A 22063-nucleotide genomic window follows, 5' to 3' on the forward strand; every position below is an offset into this window, starting at 1 on the left:
GTATGTTCCCCCTCACCCCAGCCCTCTCCCTCAAGGGAGAGGGGGCCGTCCGTGCAGGCATTATTTTGTAGGCAATCCTCAGCCCTGCGGGGGGATTTTTATAGCGAGTCCTTCACCACAATCAGCGGCTCGATATCGCTCTCTTTCTTCACCACCAGCGAGTCATCGCCGCGCAGACAGGTGCCGCCGTAGTTCCCGCCCACGGTGAAGGTGCAGACCTGTATGTACTTACCGTCGACCTTCGGCAGGCACCACAGCTGCTGGTAAATGTTCTTGCGGTCAACAAACTTGCCGCTGGATTTATCCAGCAGCTCGTCCTGGGCGCTAATCAGGTCGATATTGCTGCCGCAGCGTCCGGCAATCGGCTTGACGGCATAGCCGGTCTGCTTCAGCAGCTCGTTAACCTCAAAATCGGTGTCGAGCAGGTAACGGTGGTTCGGGAACAGCTGCCACAGAACCGGGAGAATCGCCTTGTTGCCGGGAATCACGGTCCACAGCGGTTCGAAGACCAGCACCTCCGGGCGCAGCAGGACGTCAATCAGGCGCACCTCGCCCTCGGGATGCCCGGTGCGGATCGGCACGGCGGCATATTCGGTTTCGCTGACCTCGCGGATCTGCTCAATCGCCGTTTCCCACGCCCAGGTTTTCCACACGCAGTTGACGTGGCGGCCTTCGTCGTCGATCAGCTGTCCGGCGGCATCCCAGCTGAGCGCCTCCAGCCCGTGCAGGATTTTGGTCTCGAACCCGGCCTGCATCAGCGAACGCTGAATAAAGAGCGCGTGATAGTCCTCTTCGACATCGTTGTCCTGCATGATGTGGACGAACGGCCGCGCGTGGCTGTGCTTCCACGCCCCGGTCAGCTCTTCCAGCAGCCCTTCCGCCGGGTTATGCCCGTTGCCGCGATAGCCGTTTTTCACCCACTCTTCGAGAATCAGCCCGCCCTCGGTATGGCAGGAGGCGGAGTCAGCGTTGTACTCATAAACCTTAATGCCGCGCTCATCCATGCAGAAATCCATACGACCGGTGATCATATGGTGGCGACGCCACTGCCAGGAGAGGCGCAGGCGCGGCCAGAGGATTTTCGGGATATCGAAAAGCGCCAGCAGGCTGTCGTCTTTCAGCACCTTGTCCGTCGCGTGCAGGTACATCAGGTGCAGTTCGTTGGTGGCCTTGATCAGCTCCTGCTCGGCGCTTTCGGTAATGGTGAAGTACTGGCAGGGATCTTTGTTGATCACATGGCCGTTGGCGCGGATATACGCCTGCTGCAATACATCATTTTCGTTAAGCCATTTTCCGTCGAACTGACGCTTGTTTTTCAGCCGCGCGCCGCTGATTTTAAGCAGTTCGCCGTCGATTTCCGGCTGGGGAATGCTGTGTTCCGCGTCGTCGGTCTGGATCATCCAGCCGAGAATCTCCGTGTCGTTGAAGGTGTCATGGATGGTGTAACACCCGTTCTCCACGCTCAGACGCAGTTCGCGCGTCCACTGCTGCCCGAGCGGCAGCGGGGAGTGAATCACGTTCTGCTCCGCAATACGCACCCTATCGTCGAGAAGCTGGGTGATCACCGCCACGTGGCCGGTCTCGTGAAACTCGCCGCCCTTTTGCCAGATCAGCAGCGCTCCGGCGCGCGGCGCGCGTTTCGAACCATTGGCAAAGGCCTGAAGGGGCAGAATGTTATCGTTCACCACCTGACGCAAAAAGCGCAGGGAGAAGATTTCCCACGCCATGCCGACGTCGGTAAACACAAAGCCATAGTTGAGAAACAGGAAACGGCGGGCAAACTCAACGCACTGCCACTTGTGGCCCATGTATTCGTTGCCGATATAGCTGCGAAAATCTGCGTCCTGCGGGTAGCTTCGCGGGTCCAGACTGCCGTAATTTGAAGAGTAAATCGCCACGCCACCGGGCGCATAGCCTAACAATGTCCCGAATGGCGCATCACTGCTTAACTTTCCTTTACGCATGTATCCAACCTAAAACAGGCAGCCGGCAATTTTTTATGGGTTGTCGTCGTCTGCACGTTGTAATTAACCTGACAGAGGGACATTTATCATACACCCGCGCAGCGCATTAACTACATGTTAAACAGCCAGCACGCCGCGAAATGCCCTGGCGCGATCTCCTGCATGGCAGGCTCCTGCGTCTGGCACACCGGCATGGCGTGCGGGCAGCGGCTGCAGAACTTACAGCCCGGCAGCGCGGACGTGGGGCCTGGAACGTCGCCGCGCAGGGTGGCGTCTTCGAGGTTGCGGATGCGCGGATCGGGCTGGGGAACCGCCGCCAGCAGCGCGCGGGTGTAAGGGTGCGCCGGACGCTGATACAGTTCATTCGCCGGGGCCACCTCCACCAGTTTGCCAAGATACATCACCCCAATGCGGCTGGAGATATGCCGCACCATGGAGAGATCGTGGGCGATGAACAGGTAGGTTAGCCCCAGCTCCTGCTGCAGATCCTGCAGAATATTCACCACCTGCGCCTGCACCGAGACGTCCAGCGCCGAGAGCGGCTCATCGCACAGCACGAATTCAGGATGCACGGACAACGCGCGGGCAATACTGATGCGCTGACGCTGCCCGCCGCTGAACTCATGCGGGAACCGTTCAAGGTGCTCGTGCTTCAGCCCCACCCTGTAGAGCAGCCTTTCCGTCCGTTCCCGCTGTTCTTCGCGGCTGTAGCCGTGGATCTGCATCGGCTCGGCCACCAGCTGTCGCACCGTCATACCGGGGTTGAGCGAGGAGTAAGGATCCTGAAAAATCGCCTGCATCCGCTTGCGCAGCGGCTTGAGTTCTTTTTCGCGGGCGTGGGCAATCGCCTGCCCGGCGAAGTGGATCTCGCCTGAGGTGATATCGAACAGGCGCAGGATGGCGCGCCCGAGGGTGGATTTTCCGCAGCCGGACTCCCCCACCAGGCCAAACGTCTCGCCGGGCTGGATATCAAAGCTCACGCCGTCAACCGCCTTCACGGCCGCGCCTTTACGCAGCAAACCGCCGTTGAGCGGATAGTGTTTGCGCAGCTCGCGCACGCTCACTAATGGCGCCTGTTGTTCATTCATGCCTGAATCTCCTTGTAGGCCCATAGCCAGCAGGCGGCGCGATGGCCCTCTCCGGCGGCGTAAAATGCAGGCTGTCGTTCACACTGGGGCATGCGCTTCGGGCAGCGCTCCGCGAACGGACAGCCCGGCGGCGGGTTAAGCAGGCCGGGCGGCGAACCTTCAATAGGCGATAGACGTTGATTCACCTCATCCGGGCGCGGCAGCGAGGCCAGCAGCCCCTGGGTGTAAGGATGCGCAGGGCGATAAAAAATGTCCTCCACGCTGCCCTCCTCCATCACCAGCCCGCCGTACATCACCACCACGCGGCTGCAGACCTGCGCCACCACGCCGAGATCGTGGGTGATCAGCAAAATCGCGGTCCGGGTCTGCTGCTGCAGACTTTTCAGCAGGCGCAGGATCTGCGCCTGAATGGTGACGTCCAGCGCGGTGGTCGGTTCATCGGCAATAAGAAGCTTCGGGTTGCAGGAGAGCGCAATGGCGATCATTACCCGCTGGCGCATGCCGCCGCTGAACTCGTGAGGATACTGGTCGTATCGCCGTTCCGCCCCGGCAATGCCCACCTTTTCCAGCATGGCGATGGCCGCCGCTTTGGCCGCTTTTTTGGTCAACCCTTTGTTGCGCATCAGGATCTCAGCCATCTGCTTGCCGATGGTCAGCACCGGGTTCAGGGCGGTCATCGGATCCTGAAAAATCATCGCGATCTCGTTGCCGCGAATGGCGCGCATCTGCGCGGGCGTTTTCTGCGCCAGATCCTCATTCTGGAAGCGGATGCTGCCGCCGGTTATCCGTCCGTTGCTCCCCAGAAGCTGGATAATTGACTTACAGGTGACGCTTTTCCCGCAGCCCGATTCGCCGACGATGCCGACAACTTCCCCCGGCTTAACCTGAAAGCTCACGCCGCGCACCGCGTGAACCTCGCCCTCGCGGGTGCGGAACGTGGTTTGCAGGTTCTCAAGCGCTAATAAGTTACTCATCGCGATTCGCTCCCGGCTCAAAGGCGGTACGGAACACATCGCCCAGCACGTTAAAGCTGAACACCGTCAGCAGGATCAGAATGCCGGGGAACATCGCCAGCCACGACGCTTCGCCAATATAAGACTGCGCGTTGTTAAGCATGCTTCCCCACGACGCCGCAGGCGCCTGCACGCCCAGCCCCAGGAAGCTCAGGGTTGACTCCATCAGAATGGCCGAGGCGATATTGAGCGTGGCCGCCACGATAATGGTCGGCAGCACGCCGGGAATGATGTGGCGCACGATGATGCGCAGCGGATGCTCTCCCGACGCGCGGGCATAAAGCACGTACTCGCGCTCTTTCACCGACAGGGTTTCAGCACGCACCAGACGCGACATGTTCATCCACGTCAGCAGGCTGATAATCAGAATGATGTTATCCACGCCCGGCTTGAGGTAAGCATTTACTACAAGCAGCAGGAAGAAGGCCGGAATGGCCATCAGGATATCCACAGCGCGCATCATCAGGTTATCCAGCCAGCCGCCAAAATAGCCGCTCACCGTTCCCACCACCGTGCCGATAAGCGTGGAAAAGAGCATGGCGAGAAAACCGACCATCAGGGAGATCTGGCCGCCATACAGCGCGCGGGTGAAGTAGTCGCGGCCGTATTCGTCGGTGCCAAACCAGTGCGCGGCATCCGGCGGCAACGTGCGCGCGCCGAGCGCCATCCGATCCGGGTCGTACGGACTTAAGCCCGCACAGAGCGCGGCGACAACGAAAATAAAAAGCACAAACAGGGAGAACTGCGCCGGACGGTTGCGGCGCAGCTGGTGACGAACCTGCTGCCAGCGTCTGCTCATCCGGGCTACCTCAGCGTACGAATGCGGGGATCGGCGAAGCGATAAAGCACGTCGGCGATCAGGTTTCCGACGATCAGCATCATCGACGAGAGCATGATGATCGCCATAATCAGCGGGTAATCCAGCGAGGCGATCGACTGGATCCCGAGCAGCCCCATACCCGGCCAGGAGAAGACGCTTTCCGTCACATAGGCCCCCACAATCAGCTCTCCGAACGACAGGCCGAACAGGGTAATCACCGGCAGCAGCACGTTTTTCAGCACGTGCCGAAACAGAATACTGGAGCGCGTCGCGCCGTAGGCAAGCTGGGTTTGCACGTAGTCGGCCGAGAGCTGCGAGATGGTGTTGGAGCGGATGTAGCGCACGTAGCTGGAGAGGTTGTAGAACGTGAGGGCAATACACGGCAGCACGCCGTGACGCAGCAGATCCAGCCCGTTATCCTCCATGCCGATGGTGCGCATTCCCATGCTAGGGAACCAGTTAAGCTGCACGGAAAAAACGGTGATGAGCAGGATGCCGAACCAGAATATCGGAACAGAAATGCCGATATAGGCGAATAAATTGAGCAGATGATCCAGCCAGCGGTGCTTAAATGCCCCCGCCAGCAGCCCCAGCGGGATCGCCAGCACGATCGCCATCAGCAGCGACGCGCCCATCAGCCCCAGCGTGGCCGGAATACGTTCGCCGATCATCTCCAGCACCGGGCGATGATAAATCAGCGAATAGCCGAGATCGCCCTGCAGGACGTTTTTCAGCCACAGGACGTACTGCGTGACCAGCGGCTTATCCAGCCCCAGGCTCTGGCGAATACGCTCGATGTCTTCCGGGGCCATACGCGGCGTAATGTACGCCGCCACCGGATCGCCAGGCGCGAGCTTGACCAGCAGAAACGCCACCAGTGAAATAAAAAACAGCATCGGCAGCAGCTGCAGCAGCCGACGCGTGAGGAGTGTGTTCACGACGTGCCCTTACCAAGGCCCCGACCTGACGGCCGGGGCAATCACTTATTTCTGATAGATTTTTGACAGATCCTGGAACAGATAGACCGGTTTCGGCTCCGCTTCCTCGGTGCCGCCAAAACGCTTGTCCACCGCGACGGTCGCATTGGTGTAGGCGATCGGGTAGTACGTCATGTCGTTCGCCACGGTCTGCTGAATTTGCTTATAGATATCGGCCCGTTTCGCGGCGTCGGTTTCCACTGCGCCTTTATCCCACAGGGCATCAAACTGCGGATTTTTGTAGTGCGCGTAGTTATAGGCTTCGTTGCTCATGAACAGCGATTTGTAACCGTCTGGCTCGGAGCCCATGATGTAGCCGCCCAGGTTTAGCTCCCACGCGGTGTTGTTCATATCGAGGCTGCGCTGAGACATGGCGTTGGAGTCCAGCGGCATCAGCTCCACGTTCACCCCAATGCCCTTCAGCGCCTGCTGAATGTAGAGCGCCATGCTCTCCTGGGTTTTGTTGGTGTTCACATACGCCAGGCGCAGCTTGAGGTTGTCCGGCGCGCCGGACGTCTTCAGCAGGTCTTTGGCTTTTTGCAGATCGAACTTGTACTGCTCGACGTCATCCGTCTTGTAAAGCGTATCTGGCGTCAGGAACGAGGTCGCCGGTTTAGCGTAGTCCAGCGAGGTAAACGCGGTCTGGGTGAGCTCGTCCTTGTTGATGGCATACGCGATGGCCTGGCGCAGCGCTTTGCTCTTCATCACCGGCACGTTCTGGTTGAACGTCATATAGGCCAGACGGCCTTCCGGATAGACCACGAAGTCAAACTTACCGGTATTTTTCAGGCGGTTCACATCCTGCGGGTCAACCATCTTGAGGTTAATTTCCCCGTTTTGCAGCGCAAGGTTGGCGGCGTTGCTGTCTTTGGCGAAACGGTAGGTGACCGAATCAAGCTTCGCTTTGCCGTTCCAGTAATCGTCAAAACGGGTCAGGGCGTAATACTGCCCGGCGCGATACTCTTTGAATTTGAACGGCCCGGAGCCTACCGGCGCATCGTTTTTGCTGCTCTTTTCAAGGTCGCCTTCACCGGCGAACACGTGCTGCGGAATCGGGTAGATCTGTACCAGGGTGCCGGTAAAGGCCGCGCTGACCTGCGGTAGGGTGAACTTAACGGTACGGTCGTCAACCTTACTCACCTCAACAGGCTTGTCGCCGTAGGTGAACATGCTGCGGAAGAAGCTGTGCTGTTTGGCATCCAGCAGCTTGTTGAAGGTGAAGACCACGTCATCCGCCGTCAGCGGCTGGCCGTCCTGCCATTTCAGGTTGGGTTTTAACGTCAGGGTATAGCTCAGGTTGTCGGCGGAAGGCGTCAGGCTTTCCGCCAGGCCCCACTCAATGTTGCCGTTATTAAAGCTGTACAGCGGGGCATAGAGCGCCTGCATGATCGTTAACGTCGTACGGTCACTGGCATAGAGCGGATTAACGGCTAACGGGTCGCCGGAGGTAATTCCAATTATTAGCGAACCGCCCTCTTTTGGCGCGTCGTTTTTTGCCGCTGAGGGCGTATTTGTCTCTTTATTTTTCGCATCATCACAGCCCGCCAGGCCTAACGCGAGCGAAACCACCACTGCCGATAACAGAAGCTTGCGCATCTCACTAACTCCTTGCCTTATAAAGTGTTTATTACTGCATTTTTTATTTATGTTGAAGCATCATATTCAGCTTTATCGGTTTACGCATTAATTATGAAAATGCGATTTTCGATTAAGCTTATGCCGGATTTGATATATATAAGCGCCGGAAGGAATAGCGGTTAATTGATTGCGCTCGCAACGTTAAACGCTTCACAAATCTCCTGCTACACTGCCTCAACACATCACTCAAAAGGCAGGCCAACATGTCAGACAACACGTATCAGCCACCAAAAGTGTGGGAATGGAAAAAGAACGGCGGCGGCGCGTTCGCCAATATTAACCGCCCGATTTCCGGCGCGACCCATGAGAAAGATCTGCCCGTGGGCTCCCACCCGCTGCAGCTTTACTCTCTCGGGACCCCGAACGGCCAGAAAGTGACGATCATGCTCGAAGAGCTGCTGGCGCTGGGCGTGACGGGCGCGGAGTACGACGCATGGTTGATCCGCATCGGCGAGGGCGATCAGTTCTCCAGCGGGTTTGTTGAGGTGAACCCGAACTCGAAAATTCCGGCGCTTCGTGACCACTCCACGAACCCGCCAACGCGCGTATTTGAGTCCGGCAATATCCTGCTTTATCTGGCAGAGAAATTCGGTCACTTCCTGCCGAAAGATCCGGCGGGACGCACCGAGACCCTGAACTGGCTGTTCTGGCTGCAGGGTGCGGCGCCGTTCCTCGGCGGTGGCTTCGGCCACTTCTACAACTACGCGCCGGTTAAAATTGAGTACGCGATTGACCGCTTCACCATGGAAGCCAAACGCCTGTTCGACGTGCTGGATAAACAGCTGGCGCGCGGCCGCTACGTGGCGGGTGAGGAGTACACCATCGCGGATATCGCCATCTGGCCGTGGTTCGGCTGCGTGGCGCTGGGCAGCGTCTATAACGCCGCCGAGTTCCTCGACGCAGAGAAGTACACTAACGTCCAGCGCTGGGCGAAAGACGTGGCGAATCGCCATGCCGTTAAGCGCGGCCGTATCGTTAACCGCACCAGCGGCGAGCTGAACGAGCAGCTCCACGAGCGCCATGCGGCAAGCGACTTCGATACCAATACGGAAGATAAGCGTCAGGCGTAATGTTCCGCCGGGCGGATCCCCGCCCGGCAACTGAGATCCCTGCCCAGGGCATGATTAGCTTAAAGGTTGAGCCGGTATTGCTGGCACTATCTGGACGTTTTTCTCGCGTCTGAGAGTGAGAAATGACGTCTCAACCGACAGCAGTCACAAAGGATCTGTTATGAAACTTATTAAAACAACGCTGGTTATCAGCGCCCTCATTTTTTCCACCTCGGGAATGGCCATCGACAAAACTGCCGCCGGCGCGGTAGCAGGCGCGGCGATTGGCGCGGCTACGGGCAAAGATCTGAAATCGACCGTTGGCGGCGCCGTTGTAGGCGCAGGTACCGGTGCCATGTTCAAAAACGGCGAAAAGGGCAAAGACGCACGTAAGGGCGGCGCGGTAGGAGCTGCCGTAGGCGCAGGTGCCGCAGCGCTTACCGGCAAGAGCGTGCTGAAAGGTGCAGCCGTTGGTGCGGGCACGGGCGCGCTGATTGGTGAAGCGACGCACTGATAAATACAGCCGGGCAGCGCTCTGCGAGCCCGGCCTCGTTGCTATGCAGTAATCCCTCCGCACAAGGTCTCACATTTTTGCGATCCGCTTTCAGAAATCACATCTTCCCCACTGCCACAACCCTGTGAACAGTTGCCTGTCGTAGCCTGAAGATTACAATGCATTTGCTTATCGTAAACTACAGGCTACAATAATGGCTAAGGTCAAACACTACATCACAGCAGACGGGTACGACCCTTTTGATGCATATTTGAGAAGTGTGAAAGATCCCATAGCTAAAGCCATGATTGCTACACGTGTCGCCAGAATGTCTACGGGTAACTATGGTGATTGCAAGCCATGCAGAGAGAGCGTTTCAGAACTCAGGATTGACCAGGGGCCAGGTTACCGCGTCTATTTCAGCGAAGTCTTAGATCCGGCAGATGGCGCAGTGAGTCTGGTGCTATTGACTGGAACGAAAAAAAAGCAAAATGCAGATATTGACAGGGCCGTTGAGTATCTCAACGACTACAAGCGCAGGATATAAGAGGAAATCGGAATGGCTAAATCAGTACTTCATGATGACGCAATAGTACAGCTCCTGAAAGATTCTCCGGATTTCGCGCCCGTATATCTTCATCAGGCTTTTATTGAAATTGACGAGCCCGGAGGCTATGAGGCGTTCATGCTGGCTTTACGACATGTGATTGAAGCCTCTGGCGGGATGACCGTCATTGCTAAACGTGCAGGCATTTCTCGCGAATCACTCTATAAATCACTTTCACCAAACGGTAACCCTTCATTTAAGCGTATTGCGGAAGTGGCATCCGCAACGGGATATCCGATTTCCCGAATTGCAGCTGCAGGGTTAAACGCACCAGCGTGGGACGCACGTCAAAATACGCCCTAAAGTTCTAGCCGGGCGAAGCATCAATGACGAGCGTCATACTGAAACGCTACTGGAAAAGGCGGTAAGAGACATGCCTGCATGCCGCCTCACCTGCTGCATTAATACTTAATGTCCCGCGCTTTTTGTCTTCCGGACTGTTTCATCTGACGCTTGTCCTGACGGCAGTCGTGATTGCTCTGGTTATTGTTCGCCACGCAGGTCTGCTTCACCTGCCGCGACGCGTCACGGGTTTCCTGCCTGACATCACGCGCCACGCGCCGCTCCTGCGCCTGCTGGGTCGCACTGGCAGAAACCGAGAACAGCATCAGAAGAATGCAAGAAAGGACAGGAATGACAGATAACGATCTGTTCATAGCAACACCTCGAAGAAGAGAGCCCAGAACGTCAGTGGGGTTAGCAAAAGAATAGCAGTTTCAGAAGGGGCTGAATGGGGAAGGCGTTAATAATACAAGGCCGCACAAGGCGGCCTTATACGCTGCGTTATGCCGTCAGGCGGAACTTCTGCACAGAGCGCTGAAGATCTTCGGTTTGGCGCTCCAGCGCCGCCGCCGCGGCAGAAACCTCTTCAACCAGCGAGGCGTTTTGCTGGGTAACGCCGTCCATCTGGGTAATGGCAATCCCGACCTGCGAAATGCCCTTGCTTTGCTCCTCAGAGGCGGAAGCGATTTGCTTCATGATGGTTGTCACTTCCGTCACGTCGCGCAAAATCGCATCCATGGTGGTGCCGGTGTCGCTCACCAGCTGTGCCCCCTGCTCTACGCGGGAAACGGAATCGGTAATCAGCCCTTCAATCTCTTTGGCCGCGTTGGCGCTGCGGCTTGCCAGGTTGCGCACTTCGCCTGCCACCACCGCGAAACCACGCCCCTGTTCACCCGCGCGCGCCGCTTCAACCGCCGCATTGAGTGCCAGAATATTGGTCTGGAAGGCAATGCTGTTGATCACGTTGGTGATTTCAGCAATTTTCTTCGAGCTTTCCGAAATACCGCTCATGGTGGTCACCACCTCTTCCACCAGCGAGCCGCCGCGGCTGGCGGTTGTTGAGGCCACATCGGCCAGCTGGCTGGCCTGACGCGCGCTTTCCGCGTTCAGTTTCACCGTGGCGGTCAGCTGTTCCATGCTGGCTGCCGTCTCTTCCAGCGCAGCCGCCTGCTCTTCGGTACGGGAAGAGAGGTCGTTGTTACCGCTGGAGATTTCCGTCGCGCCGCGCCAGATGTTTTCACTGCCGGAGCGAATCGTGCTGACCGCTTCGCGCAGGCTGTCCTGCATAGCGCTCAGCAGCGGCACCAGCTGCCCCACGCAGTTACGACCGAACGGCTCAATGGGCTGGCTGAGATCGCCCTGGGCAATCTGGCGGAACTGCTGGCGAATGCGAGCCAGCGGTTTGACCAGCATCGCCACCAGGTAACGGTCGGTGAAGAGCAGGATCAGCAGGCCGATAATCGTGGCGACGATAATCACCGTGCGGGTCATGCTTGTCAGGCCGTCCACCACCACGCGGGTGCTGTCGAGCGACTTCGCGGCGGCATTGTTGAACTCCTCAGCGGCCGCACCGAACGCGCGGCTCAGCGGCGGTGTGACGTTGTTGGCCTGCTGGCGATACCCCTCCAGAGCCCCCTGCTTCGCCTGCTGCATTTGCGGCGTTACGCCCTGTTCGAGCAGCGCCTGCCAGGAGCCGATCACCCGGGAAGAGATCTGCTCATCCATCGGGCCTGGGGAGATCGCTTTCATCTCGGCCAGTTTCTTGCCCATGTTATCCAGCGCCTGTTGGGCAGAGGACAGATCCGGCGTGCCGCCTGCGGCTTTGACTTCCATCGCACGGCTCAGACGGGTCACAAAGCGGAAATATTGATCGTTACCCTGGCTGAGTACCGTCATCTGTTTAACCAGCTGGCGGTCGACTTCATTGCCATCTGATACGCGAGAAAGGGACCAGGTGCTGTACAACCCAACGCCTGCCCACATTAAACAAAAGATCCCGAGAATCGTCAGCATGACGAAACGGATCGTGAAATTACGGAGCATATTCATAAGTCTTCCTTGCCGTGAGGGTGAGTTCGCCCAGAGGCGAGTACTACTCTCGTTATCGGCAGGAAAAAGGGAAATTATAACGTTTTGTGATCATTTTTAATTAGCGTGGCTTCACTGGTCACACAGCAGTCGTTAATCATTAGGCCCGAGCTTAGGGATGTCATTTGCGATGTGGTAAGTTCAGATGAAAACGTTGTTTCGAAAAATTCATCAATAAGAAAGGAGACATCATGTCCTGGCACCCTTACCCTGGCCGCTATGAGAGTATGCAATATCGTTATTGCGGTAAAAGTGGCCTTCGCCTGCCCGCGCTGTCGCTGGGACTGTGGCATAGTTTCGGCCACGTCCAGCCTCTTGACGCCCAGCGCGCGCTGCTGCGAAAAGCCTTCGACCTCGGCATCACCCATTTCGATCTCGCCAATAACTATGGCCCGCCGCCGGGCAGCGCGGAGGAGAATTTCGGCCGCCTGCTGCGTGAGGACTTTGCCGCGTACCGCGACGAGCTGATTATCTCCACCAAGGCGGGTTACGACATGTGGCCAGGGCCGTACGGTTCGGGCGGTTCACGCAAATATCTGCTCGCCAGCCTCGACCAGAGCCTGCAGCGTCTGGGCGTCGACTACGTGGATATTTTCTACTCCCACCGCGTGGATGAAAACACGCCGATGGAAGAGACGGCCTCTGCGCTGGCCCACGCCGTGCAGAGTGGGAAAGCGCTGTATGTCGGCATTTCCTCCTACTCGACCGATCGCACGCAGAAAATGGCCGTGCTGCTGCGCGAGTGGAAGATCCCGCTGCTGATCCACCAGCCGTCCTATAACCTGCTTAACCGCTGGGTCGATAAGACCGGCCTGCTGGATGCGCTGGAAGCAAACGGTACGGGGTGTATTGCCTTTACCCCGCTGGCGCAGGGGCTGCTGACCGGAAAATACCGGAACGGTATTCCTGAAGGTTCACGCATGCAGCGCGAAGGGAATAAAGCGCGCGGCCTGACGCAGAAGATGCTGACCGACGCCAACCTGAACAGCCTTCGCCTGCTGAATGAGATGGCGCAGGCGCGCGGACAAACGATGGCGCAGATGGCGCTAAGCTGGCTGCTGAAAGATACGCGCGTGACGTCCGTGCTGATTGGCGCAAGCCGCCCGGAACAGCTGGAAGAGAATATTCAGGCGCTGGAAAACCTGCGCTTTACGGAGGACGAACTCAAGCGGATTGATCAGCATGTTGCGGATGGGGAGTTGAATCTGTGGCAGGCGTCGTCGGATAAATAGTACGGTCTGATGCCTTCCCCCCTCACCCTAACCCTCTCCCCTTTGGGGAGAGGGCGGGTGAAGGGTATTAGATGTAGTTTACTTCTTACTGATCTTATCCAGATACCCCATCACAAACGCAGACAGCACAAACGTCAGGTGGATGATGACGTACCACATCAGTTTGTTATCCGGCACGTTCTTCGCGTCCATAAACACGCGTAGCAGGTGGATAGAGGAGATCGCCACAATCGACGCGGCCACTTTATTCTTCAGCGACGAAGCATCCATTTTGCCCAGCCAGCTGAGCTTCTCTTTACGCTCGTCGATATCGAGCTGGGAGACAAAATTCTCGTAGCCGGAGAACATCACCATCACCAGCAGCCCGCCCACCAGGGTCATATCCACCAGCGACAGCAGTACCAGAATCAAATCCGCTTCGGCTATAGAAAAAATGTTCGGCAGAACATGCCAGATTTCCTGAAAGAACTTAATCGTCAGCGCGATAAGTGCCAGCGAGAGGCCAAAATAGACGGGGGCCAGTATCCAGCGAGAGGCGTACATGGCATTTTCAAAAAAGCGTTCCATAAAGTCCTGTTTGCAAAAGAAACCAGCGCCCAGTATATCTCAACGGCGCTGGCTGTTTGCAATAACTCAACGGTACGTCACTCAGACGTTGTCTGGGTTAACCTCGGGACGTGCGTACTCCGGCCAGACAAGCGCCACCAGTTCAGGATAGGCTTCCAGACTGAACTCGCGAAAACACTGGCGCAAATTTAATACGTCCAGATCGGAATAAGAGACCTTCTCGCCGTTAAGGCAGCGCTTTTTAATATTGTCATAATATTTATAGACTGCTGAATTCAGATCGCTACAGCGACGCTGCGCCTCAAACAGTCCGGGCGTGTCATTAATTTCCGACATTTTCATGCGCTTAATTGTCGCGTGTAAAAAGTCGATATATTCGTGGTTCACCCGCCAGTACCAGACAGGCGTAACGGAGTTCATCAATACAGAGAAATGGTCTTCCCCTTCCTCTTTTGTCATCAGTTCAGGTTGCGGGGGTTCACTGGTGTCTTTCGACACTTTCGTTTTATTGAACTCCTGCATCAATAAAAGCACACCAGCGGTCAGTAATAGTAATGTGATGACCGTAAAAAAGATGCTGTTCATGGGTAGGCTCCATTTTTTTTGATTTTAAATTTGCCTCATGATATTGTCAACGAATCTCACGCCTTTACCAACCCCACCCTGTTGAAAATAAAGGAAATTAAAAATGCTGCCCGACTATCTCGTCCCGGCTAAGTACCACATTACGCCTGTGGAACAGCAACCGACGGAAGCAGAAAAAGAGGCCAGTTTCACTCAGGGGAAAAGAAAGCTCTCTGATTTCGAGCCCGATATATTAATTGGTGTTTCCCGAACTGGCAAATCCCGAAATATGTTGCTGGAAGAGCACGATCGCCATATAAAAGACCGCTTATTTCGCGCCATAAAAATTGAAGCCTTTGTCCACCTGCTGAATGACCTGCAGGCCGAGGGTGAAATAGATGCCCAGAAACTAAGTCAAATAATGGCCGAGAAAACCGAAGAAATTAATGAAGCGGGCAATGAAATTTGGCTTAATTTAATTACGCGCGAAAAAAACAACCCAATTTTTTATAGCCTGGGGGAAGATTAACGTGAAAGAAGTTAAAAACAACGACGTTTATTTGACTTTAGAAGATAAAAAAAGTGATGAATTTATCTTAAAGCAAAATCTCGACGCGCTGAGAAACACAAAAAATGACGAGATGACGCGTATTACGCAAGACCTGGTATCGATCCCGGCGACGCTGGTTCGTCTGAAATGGCAGAATCGCCGTGAAATTTATCCGCTACAGGTCAAAGAAGAAATTTACGGTGCCGTGATGAACGCCATCATAGAGCAGCGGCCAGAACTGAAAGAGAAGCTTCTGGGACGTCTTGAGGCCAATTATCAATATCTGCTTGCCAGAGAAATCGCCACCCTGCGCCTGACGCGCAAGCTGTCCGACGGTGAGTACCGTACCTCAAACGTCACCTGCGTTGCGCTTGATGAGGACGCGCTGGCAACCCCCTCTACCGCACCGACGGATAGCAAAAACGCATAAACCGGCAGGCATAAAAAAAGCCGGCTTTCGCCAGCTTCTTTATCACTTCGAGGCCGCTTTCTCTTCGCCGACCAGTCCAATCTTCAGGTAACCCGCCTGATGCAGCGTGTCCATTACCTTCATCATGGTTTCATAATCAACGGTTTTATCCGCACGGAAGAAGACCGTGGTGTCTTTCTTACCGCCCGTAAGCTGCTCCAGCGCCGGGATGACCGAGTCGGCCGTCACCGGGTCATTCCCGAGGAACATGGATTTATCCGCCTTCACCGACAGGTAGATAGGCTTCTCCGGGCGCGGCTGGGGCTGGCTGGAAGAGGCAGGCAGATTAACCTTCACATCCACCGTCGCCAGCGGTGCGGCCACCATGAAGATAATCAGCAGAACCAGCATGACGTCGATAAACGGCGTCACGTTGATTTCATGCATTTCGCCGTTATCGTCCAGATTTTCGTTTAGACGCATCGCCATACTCTTAACCTGCGCGCAGTTTAGACGCCGCGTGCACCGGCTTAACCGAGCTGGCGTTCAGGTCGAGATCGCGGCTTTGCAGCAGCAGAACCTGCGCGGCAACGTCACCCAGCGTGGCTTTGTAGCTGCCAATCATACGCGCGAAGATGTTGTAGATGACCACCGCCGGAATAGCGGCAACCAGACCGATTGCCGTCGCCAACAGCGCTTCTGCGATACCCGGCGCCACGACCGCCAGGTTGGTGGTTTGGGTCTGCGCGATACCGATAAAGCTGTTCATGATGCCCCAGACCGTTCCGAAAAGACCGATAAACGGTGAGATCGCGCCGATGGTCGCCAGATAACCATTGCCGCGTCCCATGTGTCGGCCAACGGCCGCAACGCGACGCTCCAGGCGGAAACCGGTACGTTCTTTGATGCCTTCGTTATCTTCACTGCCAGCGGAGAGTTCCAGCTCGTTCTGTGCTTCATTCACTAACAGGGTGGTCAGGCTTTTCGCGTGAAAGGATGAGGTCATATCTGCAGCCTGATCCAGAGAGCGGGCTTCTGCCAGCTGCTGCTGTTCCCGCTTAAGGCGGCGCTTCTGAGAAAGCAGCTCGGCGCTCTTGCTGAAGAAAATAGCCCAGGTGACAACGGACGCCAGAATCAGGCCGATCATCACAATCTTAACCACGATGTCAGCATGCTGATACATGCCCCAAACGGAGAGATCCGTCTGCATCAAATTATTACCCACTCTGTATCTCCAGGACGCAAATCACAAAATCTGAGCGTAATAATATCAAAACGTCGTCGAATTGATAGTAGTTCTCATTAGTATTTGCATGGTGCCGTAATTTTCGCTCACTTTCCTTGCGCTTACGCAGTAAAAATTTCTTATGCGAATTTTTGCTAATATTTTCTGCTTATTCGATAAGCCTCGGGGTGCAGTTTTTTCCAATCGTGGTAGTCTGGACGTCCAGACGTATAAAAACAGGGTTAGCGAACATGACAAAGAAGCATCTTGATACCACGCTGGTACAGGCAGGACGCAGCAAAAAATATACGCAGGGATCGGTCAACAGCGTGATTCAACGAGCCTCCTCGCTGGTGTTTGATACCGTTGAGGAGAAAAAAATTGCCACGCGCAACCGCGCGAAAGGCGGGTTGTTTTATGGCCGTCGCGGCACGCTAACCCATTTTTCGCTGCAGGAGGCGATGTGCGAGCTGGAAGGCGGCGCGGGCTGCGCGCTGTTCCCGTGCGGGGCGGCGGCGGTCGCCAACACCATTCTGGCGTTTGTGGAACAGGGCGACCATATCCTGATGACCAACACCGCCTATGAACCCAGCCAGGACTTCTGTACCAAAATCCTCAGCAAGCTCGGCGTAACGACCGGCTGGTTCGACCCGCTGATTGGCGAAGGCATTGCCGAACTTATTCAGCCAAACACGCGCATTGTGTTCCTGGAATCTCCGGGATCGCTCACCATGGAAGTTCACGACGTGCCGGCTATCGTGAAGGCCGTGCGCAGCAAAGCCCCAGAGGCGATCGTGATGATCGACAACACCTGGGCGGCGGGCGTGCTGTTTAAAGCGCTGGAATTCGACGTTGATATCTCGATTCAGGCGGCGACGAAATACCTGATAGGCCACTCTGACGGCATGATTGGCACCGCGGTTTCCAACGCGCGCTGCTGGGATCAGCTGCGTGAAAATGCCTACCTGATGGGCCAGATGGTGGATGCAGATACGGCCTACATGACCAGCCGCGGACTCCGCACGCTGGGCGTTCGCCTTCGTCAGCACCATGAAAGCAGCCTGAAGGTGGCCGAATGGCTGGCGCAGCATCCGCAGGTTGAGCGCGTGAATCATCCCGCGCTACCGGGCAGTAAAGGCCACGAATTTTGGCAGCGTGACTTTACGGGCAGCAGCGGTTTGTTCTCGTTCGTACTGAAAAAGCGGCTAAATAACGACGAGCTGGCGAGCTATCTGGATAATTTTACCCTCTTCAGCATGGCCTACTCCTGGGGCGGTTTTGAATCCCTGATCCTGCCTAATCAGCCGGAACAGGTTGCGGCTCTGCGTCCCGGCGGTGAAGTGGACTTCAGCGGTACCCTGATTCGACTGCATATCGGTTTAGAAAACGTTGACGATCTGATTGCCGATTTAGCAGCAGGGTTCGAGCGTATCGTGTAGAGTGCTGGCTGAAAATGTACTTTCTGGACGCTTTTGTGGACACGGCAATGAGAAAAGTCTGCATGAGTTGCGCCCGGGATCAAACCCGACGGGCGAATAAGGGAGTACAATAGCGCTATATCTGCTGTTCCACAGGAAAGTCCATGGCTGTTATTCAAGATATTATCGCGGCGCTCTGGCAACACGACTTTGCCGCGCTGGCGGATCCTCACGTCGTCGGTATCGTTTACCTCGTGATGTTCGCAACACTGTTTCTGGAAAATGGATTACTGCCAGCCTCGTTTTTACCCGGTGACAGCCTGCTTTTACTTGCCGGGGCATTAATCGGGAAAGGCGTCATGGACTTCACGCCAACGATGGTTATTCTCACCTCTGCAGCCAGCCTGGGCTGCTGGCTGAGCTATCTGCAGGGCCGCTGGCTTGGGAATACCCGCGTCGTAAAAGGCTGGCTGGCGCAGTTACCGCATAAATATCATCAGCGTGCGACCTGCATGTTCGACAGGCATGGCCTGCTGGCCCTGCTGGCGGGGCGTTTCCTCGCGTTTGTTCGCACGCTTCTGCCTACGATGGCGGGCATTTCCGGTCTGTCAAACCGCCGATTCCAGTTCTTCAACTGGCTGAGCGCTCTGCTGTGGGTGGGTGTAGTCACCACGCTCGGCTATGCGCTGAATATGATCCCCTTTGTGAAACACCATGAAGATCAGGTGATGACCTTCCTGATGGTGCTGCCGATGTTCCTGCTGGTGGCAGGACTGGTGGGAACCATCGCGGTGGTGATTAAGAAGAAGTACTGCAGCGCGTGATCCCCTCACCCTGACCCTCTCCCCATAGGGGAGAGAGGAAAAAGCTTAAGCTCCCTGCATGGTTCGGATGCGTGATGCATCTTCTCCCGGCGTGACGCCGAAATAGCGCTTAAACTCCCGACTGAACTGCGACGCGCTTTCGTAACCCACCCGCATTGCCGCCGCGCTGGCCTTCATGCCGTCGTGGATCATCAGCATCCGCGCCTTATGCAACCGGTAGGTTTTAAGGTACTGCAGCGGCGAGGTGCTGGTCACCGACTTGAAGTTATGATGAAACGCCGAGACGCTCATGTTCGCTTCCGCCGCCAGCTGGTCGACGCTGAGGTTCTCCGTGTACTGGCTTTCGATACGCTTGAGCACGCGGCTTATCAGGCTGAAGTGGGTCTGTCGGCTCACCAGAGCCAGTAACGCCCCGCCGCCCGGGCCCAGCAGCACATGGTAGAGAATTTCGCGGACGATCTGCTTGCCCAGAATACGCGCGTCCAGCGGCCTTTCCATCACGTCCAGCAGACGTTCAATGGCGCAGAGGATCTCTTCCGACAGCGTCGCCGAGTTAATCCCGCTCGACGCCATAGACGGCTGGAAGAACTCATCTTCGCCAATCTCCATCAGCAGCTCCTGCAGCTGAAGAATATCGACGTTGACGCGAATACCGGCCAGCGGAACGGCCTCTGTCGCGAAGGTTTCACATTCGAAGGGTAAAGGTACCGTCAGGAGCAGATATTCATTGGTGTCGTAGCGGAACACGCGCTCGTTGATATAGCCAATTTTATGGCCCGAGAAGAGAAAAACGATGCCCGGCTGGTACATGACCGGCGTGCGCGTCCCGGGCTGCGTGCCATAAAGCAGGCGAATGTCAGGAAGCAGATCGCTGACACCATTTTCTTTATCTATCAGTCTTTTAATCTGCGCAGTGAGCTGATGGCAGATCGCTTCACGGTTCATATTACGTTACTCCGGGTACGGTTTCCGACGTTGACAGTGTGCGTCGTTTTCCGCGCTTTCTCCAGCGCTCTGTAGAAATGGGCAAGACATCGGCAGGAATGTGCATTGAGAGGATAGCCCCGGACAGACACAATGTGCAGCATCAGGTCGCCCTCTGCGCCACCACGGTTTTTCACCCACTAAAGGGAACGAGCAATGAACAACTTTAATCTTCACACCCCAACCCGCATTCTGTTTGGTAAAGACGCTATCGCCGATCTGCGCGCCCAGATCCCCGCTGACGCCCGCGTACTGATCACCTACGGTGGCGGCAGCGTGAAAAAAACCGGCGTGCTGGATCAGGTTTACAGCGCCCTGAACGGTCTGGACGTGCGAGAGTTCGGCGGCATCGAGCCAAATCCGTCTTACGAAACGCTGATGAACGCGGTGAAAATCGCCCGCGAAGAGAAGATCACCTTCCTGCTGGCCGTCGGCGGCGGCTCCGTGCTGGACGGCACCAAATTCATCGCGGCGGCAGCGCACTACGCTGACGGCATCGATCCGTGGCACATTCTGGAAACTCGCGGCAGCGACATTAAAAGCGCCATCCCAATGGGCTCCGTGCTGACCCTGCCGGCCACCGGCTCTGAATCCAACAAGGGCGCGGTGATCTCCCGCAAAACCACCGGCGACAAACAGGCCTTCATGAACGAACACGTTCAACCTGTGTTCGCGATCCTGGATCCGGTTTACACCTACACCCTGCCTGCGCGTCAGGTGGCGAACGGCGTGGTCGATGCCTTTGTTCACACCGTTGAGCAGTACGTCACGTATCCGGTAGATGCCAAAATTCAGGATCGCTTCGCGGAAGGCATTCTTCTGACGCTCGTCGAAGAAGGTCCGAAAGCGCTGAAAGAGCCGGAAAACTATGACGTGCGTGCCAACGTCATGTGGGCGGCAACGCAGGCGCTGAACGGCCTGATCGGCGCTGGCGTACCGCAGGACTGGGCAACCCACATGCTGGGCCACGAGCTGACGGCGATGCACGGTCTGGACCACGCGCAAACGCTGGCCGTTGTGCTGCCTGCGCTGTGGAACGAAAAACGGGACACCAAGCGTGCCAAACTGCTGCAGTACGCAGAACGCGTGTGGAACATCACCGAGGGTTCTGACGATGTGCGTATTGATGCCGCCATCGAAGCGACCCGCAGCTTCTTTGAAGGTCTGGGCGTGCCAACGCGTCTCTCTGGCTACGGTCTGGACGGCAGCTCCATCCCTGCCCTGCTGGCGAAACTCGAAGAACACGGCATGACCCACCTGGGCGAGCACGGCGACATTACGCTGGACGTCAGCCGTCGCATCTACGAAGCGGCACGCTAAGCGTTTTTGCCCTCCCGACTTTCGTTTTTTGACATTTCGTCCAGACTTAATGCACAACCCATCGCCGGAGGAACCCTCCGGCGATGCGCACCTGAAGGAGGAAAAATGGCAAACCAAACCGTAATCAAGCTGCAGGACGGCAACGTGATGCCCCAGCTGGGGCTAGGTGTATGGAAAGCCGGTAACGACGAGGTCGTCTCCGCCATTCATAAAGCCCTGGAAGTCGGCTATCGGTCCATTGATACCGCCGCCGCATATAAAAACGAGGACGGCGTGGGTAAGGCACTGGCCAGCGCTGGCGTCCCCCGCGATGAGTTATTCATCACCACGAAACTGTGGAACGACGATCAAAAACGGCCCCGCGAAGCGCTGGAGGAGAGCCTGGAGAAACTCCAGCTCGATTTCGTCGATCTCTGGCTGATGCACTGGCCGGTTCCGGCTATCGATCACTACGTTGACGCCTGGAAAGGGATGATTGAACTGCAGAAAGAGGGGCTGGTGAAAAGCATCGGCGTCTGTAATTTCCAGGTTCATCACCTGCAGCGGCTGATTGACGAGACTGGCGTTGCGCCAGTGATTAACCAGATCGAGCTGCACCCGCTGATGCAGCAGCGCCAGCTACACGCCTGGAACGCTACGCATAAAATCCAGACCGAGTCCTGGAGCCCGCTGGCGCAGGGCGGCGAAGGGGTATTCGATCAAAAGATTATCCGTGAGCTGGCGGATAAATACGGTAAAACCCCGGCGCAAATCGTCATTCGCTGGCATCTGGACAACGGCCTGGTGGTCATTCCGAAATCGGTCACGCCGTCGCGCATCGCCGAAAACTTCGACGTCTGGGATTTCCGTCTGGACAAAGAAGAGCTGGGTGAGATTGCGAAGCTGGATAAGGGTAAACGTTTAGGCCCGGACCCTGATCAGTTTGGCGGGTAGTCGCGTAAAAAAGCCGGG

Annotated in this window: 24 protein-coding genes; 11 read left to right on the forward strand and 13 right to left on the reverse strand. The window is 56.3% G+C overall.

All coding sequences use genetic code 11. From position 1 onward, the window contains the following. Positions 1 to 98: 98 nt before the first annotated feature. The 6 genes from gss to ADJ24_RS07210 all read right to left on the reverse strand — a co-directional run bounded on the left by gss (position 99) and on the right by ADJ24_RS07210 (position 7458). Positions 99 to 1964, reverse strand: a complete 1866-nt coding sequence (gss, locus tag ADJ24_RS07185; protein WP_023309157.1) for a bifunctional glutathionylspermidine amidase/synthase — start codon at positions 1962 to 1964, stop codon at positions 99 to 101. A 110-nt stretch (positions 1965 to 2074) separates the two neighbouring features. Next, positions 2075 to 3052 (reverse strand): ABC transporter ATP-binding protein, encoded by a 978-nt coding sequence (locus ADJ24_RS07190; protein ID WP_023309158.1) that lies wholly within the window; start codon positions 3050 to 3052, stop codon positions 2075 to 2077. Next, positions 3049 to 4026 carry an ABC transporter ATP-binding protein gene (locus tag ADJ24_RS07195; protein WP_023309159.1) on the reverse strand — a complete coding sequence of 326 codons (978 nt, stop codon included), beginning with the start codon at positions 4024 to 4026 and terminating at the stop codon, positions 3049 to 3051. Before ADJ24_RS07195 ends, ADJ24_RS07190 begins: the two co-directional genes overlap by 4 nt. Next, the gene (locus ADJ24_RS07200) at positions 4019 to 4864 is read right to left on the reverse strand and encodes an ABC transporter permease (RefSeq protein ID WP_023294546.1); all 846 of its coding nucleotides are present in this window, start codon (positions 4862 to 4864) and stop codon (positions 4019 to 4021) included. The genes ADJ24_RS07195 and ADJ24_RS07200 overlap by 8 nt, the downstream gene beginning before the upstream one ends. Before the next feature lie 5 nt (positions 4865 to 4869). After that, positions 4870 to 5823: an ABC transporter permease gene (locus ADJ24_RS07205; RefSeq protein WP_023309160.1), complete on the reverse strand. Its 954-nt coding sequence runs from the start codon at positions 5821 to 5823 to the stop codon at positions 4870 to 4872. Positions 5824 to 5868: 45 nt separating this feature from the next. Continuing rightward, entirely contained in the window at positions 5869 to 7458 is a 1590-nt protein-coding gene (locus ADJ24_RS07210) for an ABC transporter substrate-binding protein (RefSeq protein WP_023309161.1), read from the reverse strand. Between the two features lie 245 nt (positions 7459 to 7703). Between ADJ24_RS07210 and yghU the strand changes: the two genes are divergently transcribed. From yghU to ADJ24_RS07230, 4 genes are all read left to right on the forward strand, one after another. Next, complete coding sequence (gene yghU, locus ADJ24_RS07215; RefSeq protein WP_023309162.1) at positions 7704 to 8570, forward strand: glutathione-dependent disulfide-bond oxidoreductase; 867 nt, start codon at positions 7704 to 7706, stop codon at positions 8568 to 8570. Positions 8571 to 8730: 160 nt separating this feature from the next. Next, the gene (locus ADJ24_RS07220; protein ID WP_023309163.1) at positions 8731 to 9063 is read left to right on the forward strand and encodes a YMGG-like glycine zipper-containing protein; all 333 of its coding nucleotides are present in this window, start codon (positions 8731 to 8733) and stop codon (positions 9061 to 9063) included. Positions 9064 to 9256: 193 nt separating this feature from the next. Next, positions 9257 to 9589, forward strand: coding sequence for a type II toxin-antitoxin system RelE/ParE family toxin (locus ADJ24_RS07225; protein WP_023309164.1), 333 nt, complete (start codon positions 9257 to 9259; stop codon positions 9587 to 9589). A gap of 12 nt (positions 9590 to 9601) precedes the next feature. After that, positions 9602 to 9952 (forward strand): DNA-binding protein, encoded by a 351-nt coding sequence (locus tag ADJ24_RS07230; RefSeq protein WP_023309165.1) that lies wholly within the window; start codon positions 9602 to 9604, stop codon positions 9950 to 9952. Positions 9953 to 10050: 98 nt separating this feature from the next. Here ADJ24_RS07230 and ADJ24_RS07235 read toward each other — a convergent pair whose 3' ends face one another. Together ADJ24_RS07235 and ADJ24_RS07240 are read right to left on the reverse strand one after the other, a co-directional pair. Further along, complete coding sequence (locus ADJ24_RS07235) at positions 10051 to 10305, reverse strand: hypothetical protein (RefSeq protein ID WP_023309166.1); 255 nt, start codon at positions 10303 to 10305, stop codon at positions 10051 to 10053. Positions 10306 to 10432: 127 nt separating this feature from the next. Further along, on the reverse strand, positions 10433 to 11980 hold the full coding sequence (locus ADJ24_RS07240; RefSeq protein ID WP_023309167.1) for a methyl-accepting chemotaxis protein: 1548 nt from the start codon (positions 11978 to 11980) through the stop codon (positions 10433 to 10435). 230 nt (positions 11981 to 12210) lie between these two features. On the opposite strand from ADJ24_RS07240, the gene ADJ24_RS07245 reads away from it, so the two are divergent. After that, the gene (locus tag ADJ24_RS07245) at positions 12211 to 13251 is read left to right on the forward strand and encodes an aldo/keto reductase (protein ID WP_023309168.1); all 1041 of its coding nucleotides are present in this window, start codon (positions 12211 to 12213) and stop codon (positions 13249 to 13251) included. A gap of 78 nt (positions 13252 to 13329) precedes the next feature. Here ADJ24_RS07245 and ADJ24_RS07250 read toward each other — a convergent pair whose 3' ends face one another. Together ADJ24_RS07250 and ADJ24_RS07255 are read right to left on the reverse strand one after the other, a co-directional pair. Beyond that, the gene (locus tag ADJ24_RS07250) at positions 13330 to 13818 is read right to left on the reverse strand and encodes a TIGR00645 family protein (protein WP_023309169.1); all 489 of its coding nucleotides are present in this window, start codon (positions 13816 to 13818) and stop codon (positions 13330 to 13332) included. An 81-nt stretch (positions 13819 to 13899) separates the two neighbouring features. Beyond that, on the reverse strand, positions 13900 to 14403 hold the full coding sequence (locus tag ADJ24_RS07255; RefSeq protein ID WP_023309170.1) for an ESA_00282 family adhesion-associated protein: 504 nt from the start codon (positions 14401 to 14403) through the stop codon (positions 13900 to 13902). A 103-nt stretch (positions 14404 to 14506) separates the two neighbouring features. On the opposite strand from ADJ24_RS07255, the gene ADJ24_RS07260 reads away from it, so the two are divergent. Both ADJ24_RS07260 and ADJ24_RS07265 read left to right on the forward strand, forming a co-directional pair. Beyond that, positions 14507 to 14911, forward strand: a complete 405-nt coding sequence (locus tag ADJ24_RS07260; protein ID WP_023309171.1) for a hypothetical protein — start codon at positions 14507 to 14509, stop codon at positions 14909 to 14911. A 1-nt stretch (position 14912) separates the two neighbouring features. Continuing rightward, entirely contained in the window at positions 14913 to 15362 is a 450-nt protein-coding gene (locus ADJ24_RS07265; protein ID WP_023309172.1) for a hypothetical protein, read from the forward strand. 42 nt (positions 15363 to 15404) lie between these two features. On the opposite strand, the gene exbD is transcribed toward ADJ24_RS07265, so the two are convergent. Beyond that, on the reverse strand, positions 15405 to 15830 hold the full coding sequence (gene exbD / locus ADJ24_RS07270) for a TonB system transport protein ExbD (RefSeq protein ID WP_023309173.1): 426 nt from the start codon (positions 15828 to 15830) through the stop codon (positions 15405 to 15407). A gap of 4 nt (positions 15831 to 15834) precedes the next feature. Then, a complete protein-coding gene (gene exbB, locus ADJ24_RS07275; protein ID WP_023309174.1) occupies positions 15835 to 16566 on the reverse strand; it encodes a tol-pal system-associated acyl-CoA thioesterase in 732 nt (243 codons plus the stop codon). Between the two features lie 251 nt (positions 16567 to 16817). On the opposite strand from exbB, the gene metC reads away from it, so the two are divergent. Beyond that, on the forward strand, positions 16818 to 18005 hold the full coding sequence (gene metC / locus ADJ24_RS07280) for a cystathionine beta-lyase (RefSeq protein WP_023309175.1): 1188 nt from the start codon (positions 16818 to 16820) through the stop codon (positions 18003 to 18005). Between the two features lie 143 nt (positions 18006 to 18148). Beyond that, positions 18149 to 18808: a DedA family general envelope maintenance protein YghB gene (gene yghB, locus ADJ24_RS07285; RefSeq protein ID WP_023309176.1), complete on the forward strand. Its 660-nt coding sequence runs from the start codon at positions 18149 to 18151 to the stop codon at positions 18806 to 18808. A gap of 45 nt (positions 18809 to 18853) precedes the next feature. Here yghB and ADJ24_RS07290 read toward each other — a convergent pair whose 3' ends face one another. Then, entirely contained in the window at positions 18854 to 19753 is a 900-nt protein-coding gene (locus ADJ24_RS07290; RefSeq protein ID WP_023309177.1) for an AraC family transcriptional regulator, read from the reverse strand. Positions 19754 to 19948: 195 nt separating this feature from the next. On the opposite strand from ADJ24_RS07290, the gene yqhD reads away from it, so the two are divergent. After that, positions 19949 to 21112, forward strand: coding sequence for an alcohol dehydrogenase (yqhD, locus tag ADJ24_RS07295; RefSeq protein WP_023309178.1), 1164 nt, complete (start codon positions 19949 to 19951; stop codon positions 21110 to 21112). A gap of 105 nt (positions 21113 to 21217) precedes the next feature. After that, entirely contained in the window at positions 21218 to 22045 is an 828-nt protein-coding gene (dkgA, locus tag ADJ24_RS07300) for a 2,5-didehydrogluconate reductase DkgA (protein WP_023309179.1), read from the forward strand. Positions 22046 to 22063: the final 18 nt, after the last annotated feature.

Origin of the sequence: Enterobacter sp. 940_PEND, assembly GCF_001059415.1 — a bacterium.
GTDB lineage: Bacteria > Pseudomonadota > Gammaproteobacteria > Enterobacterales > Enterobacteriaceae > Enterobacter > Enterobacter cloacae_M.

Coding starts and splice junctions, on each gene's coding strand:
- gss (WP_023309157.1), bottom strand. CDS start 1,964: ATGCGTAAAGGAAAGTTAAGCAGTGATGCGCCATTCGGGACATTGTTA.
- ADJ24_RS07190 (WP_023309158.1), bottom strand. CDS start 3,052: ATGAATGAACAACAGGCGCCATTAGTGAGCGTGCGCGAGCTGCGCAAA.
- ADJ24_RS07195 (WP_023309159.1), bottom strand. CDS start 4,026: ATGAGTAACTTATTAGCGCTTGAGAACCTGCAAACCACGTTCCGCACC.
- ADJ24_RS07200 (WP_023294546.1), bottom strand. CDS start 4,864: ATGAGCAGACGCTGGCAGCAGGTTCGTCACCAGCTGCGCCGCAACCGT.
- ADJ24_RS07210 (WP_023309161.1), bottom strand. CDS start 7,458: ATGCGCAAGCTTCTGTTATCGGCAGTGGTGGTTTCGCTCGCGTTAGGC.
- yghU (WP_023309162.1), top strand. CDS start 7,704: ATGTCAGACAACACGTATCAGCCACCAAAAGTGTGGGAATGGAAAAAG.
- ADJ24_RS07220 (WP_023309163.1), top strand. CDS start 8,731: ATGAAACTTATTAAAACAACGCTGGTTATCAGCGCCCTCATTTTTTCC.
- ADJ24_RS07225 (WP_023309164.1), top strand. CDS start 9,257: ATGGCTAAGGTCAAACACTACATCACAGCAGACGGGTACGACCCTTTT.
- ADJ24_RS07230 (WP_023309165.1), top strand. CDS start 9,602: ATGGCTAAATCAGTACTTCATGATGACGCAATAGTACAGCTCCTGAAA.
- ADJ24_RS07235 (WP_023309166.1), bottom strand. CDS start 10,305: ATGAACAGATCGTTATCTGTCATTCCTGTCCTTTCTTGCATTCTTCTG.
- ADJ24_RS07240 (WP_023309167.1), bottom strand. CDS start 11,980: ATGAATATGCTCCGTAATTTCACGATCCGTTTCGTCATGCTGACGATT.
- ADJ24_RS07245 (WP_023309168.1), top strand. CDS start 12,211: ATGTCCTGGCACCCTTACCCTGGCCGCTATGAGAGTATGCAATATCGT.
- ADJ24_RS07250 (WP_023309169.1), bottom strand. CDS start 13,818: ATGGAACGCTTTTTTGAAAATGCCATGTACGCCTCTCGCTGGATACTG.
- ADJ24_RS07255 (WP_023309170.1), bottom strand. CDS start 14,403: ATGAACAGCATCTTTTTTACGGTCATCACATTACTATTACTGACCGCT.
- ADJ24_RS07260 (WP_023309171.1), top strand. CDS start 14,507: ATGCTGCCCGACTATCTCGTCCCGGCTAAGTACCACATTACGCCTGTG.
- exbD (WP_023309173.1), bottom strand. CDS start 15,830: ATGGCGATGCGTCTAAACGAAAATCTGGACGATAACGGCGAAATGCAT.
- metC (WP_023309175.1), top strand. CDS start 16,818: ATGACAAAGAAGCATCTTGATACCACGCTGGTACAGGCAGGACGCAGC.
- yghB (WP_023309176.1), top strand. CDS start 18,149: ATGGCTGTTATTCAAGATATTATCGCGGCGCTCTGGCAACACGACTTT.
- ADJ24_RS07290 (WP_023309177.1), bottom strand. CDS start 19,753: ATGAACCGTGAAGCGATCTGCCATCAGCTCACTGCGCAGATTAAAAGA.
- yqhD (WP_023309178.1), top strand. CDS start 19,949: ATGAACAACTTTAATCTTCACACCCCAACCCGCATTCTGTTTGGTAAA.
- dkgA (WP_023309179.1), top strand. CDS start 21,218: ATGGCAAACCAAACCGTAATCAAGCTGCAGGACGGCAACGTGATGCCC.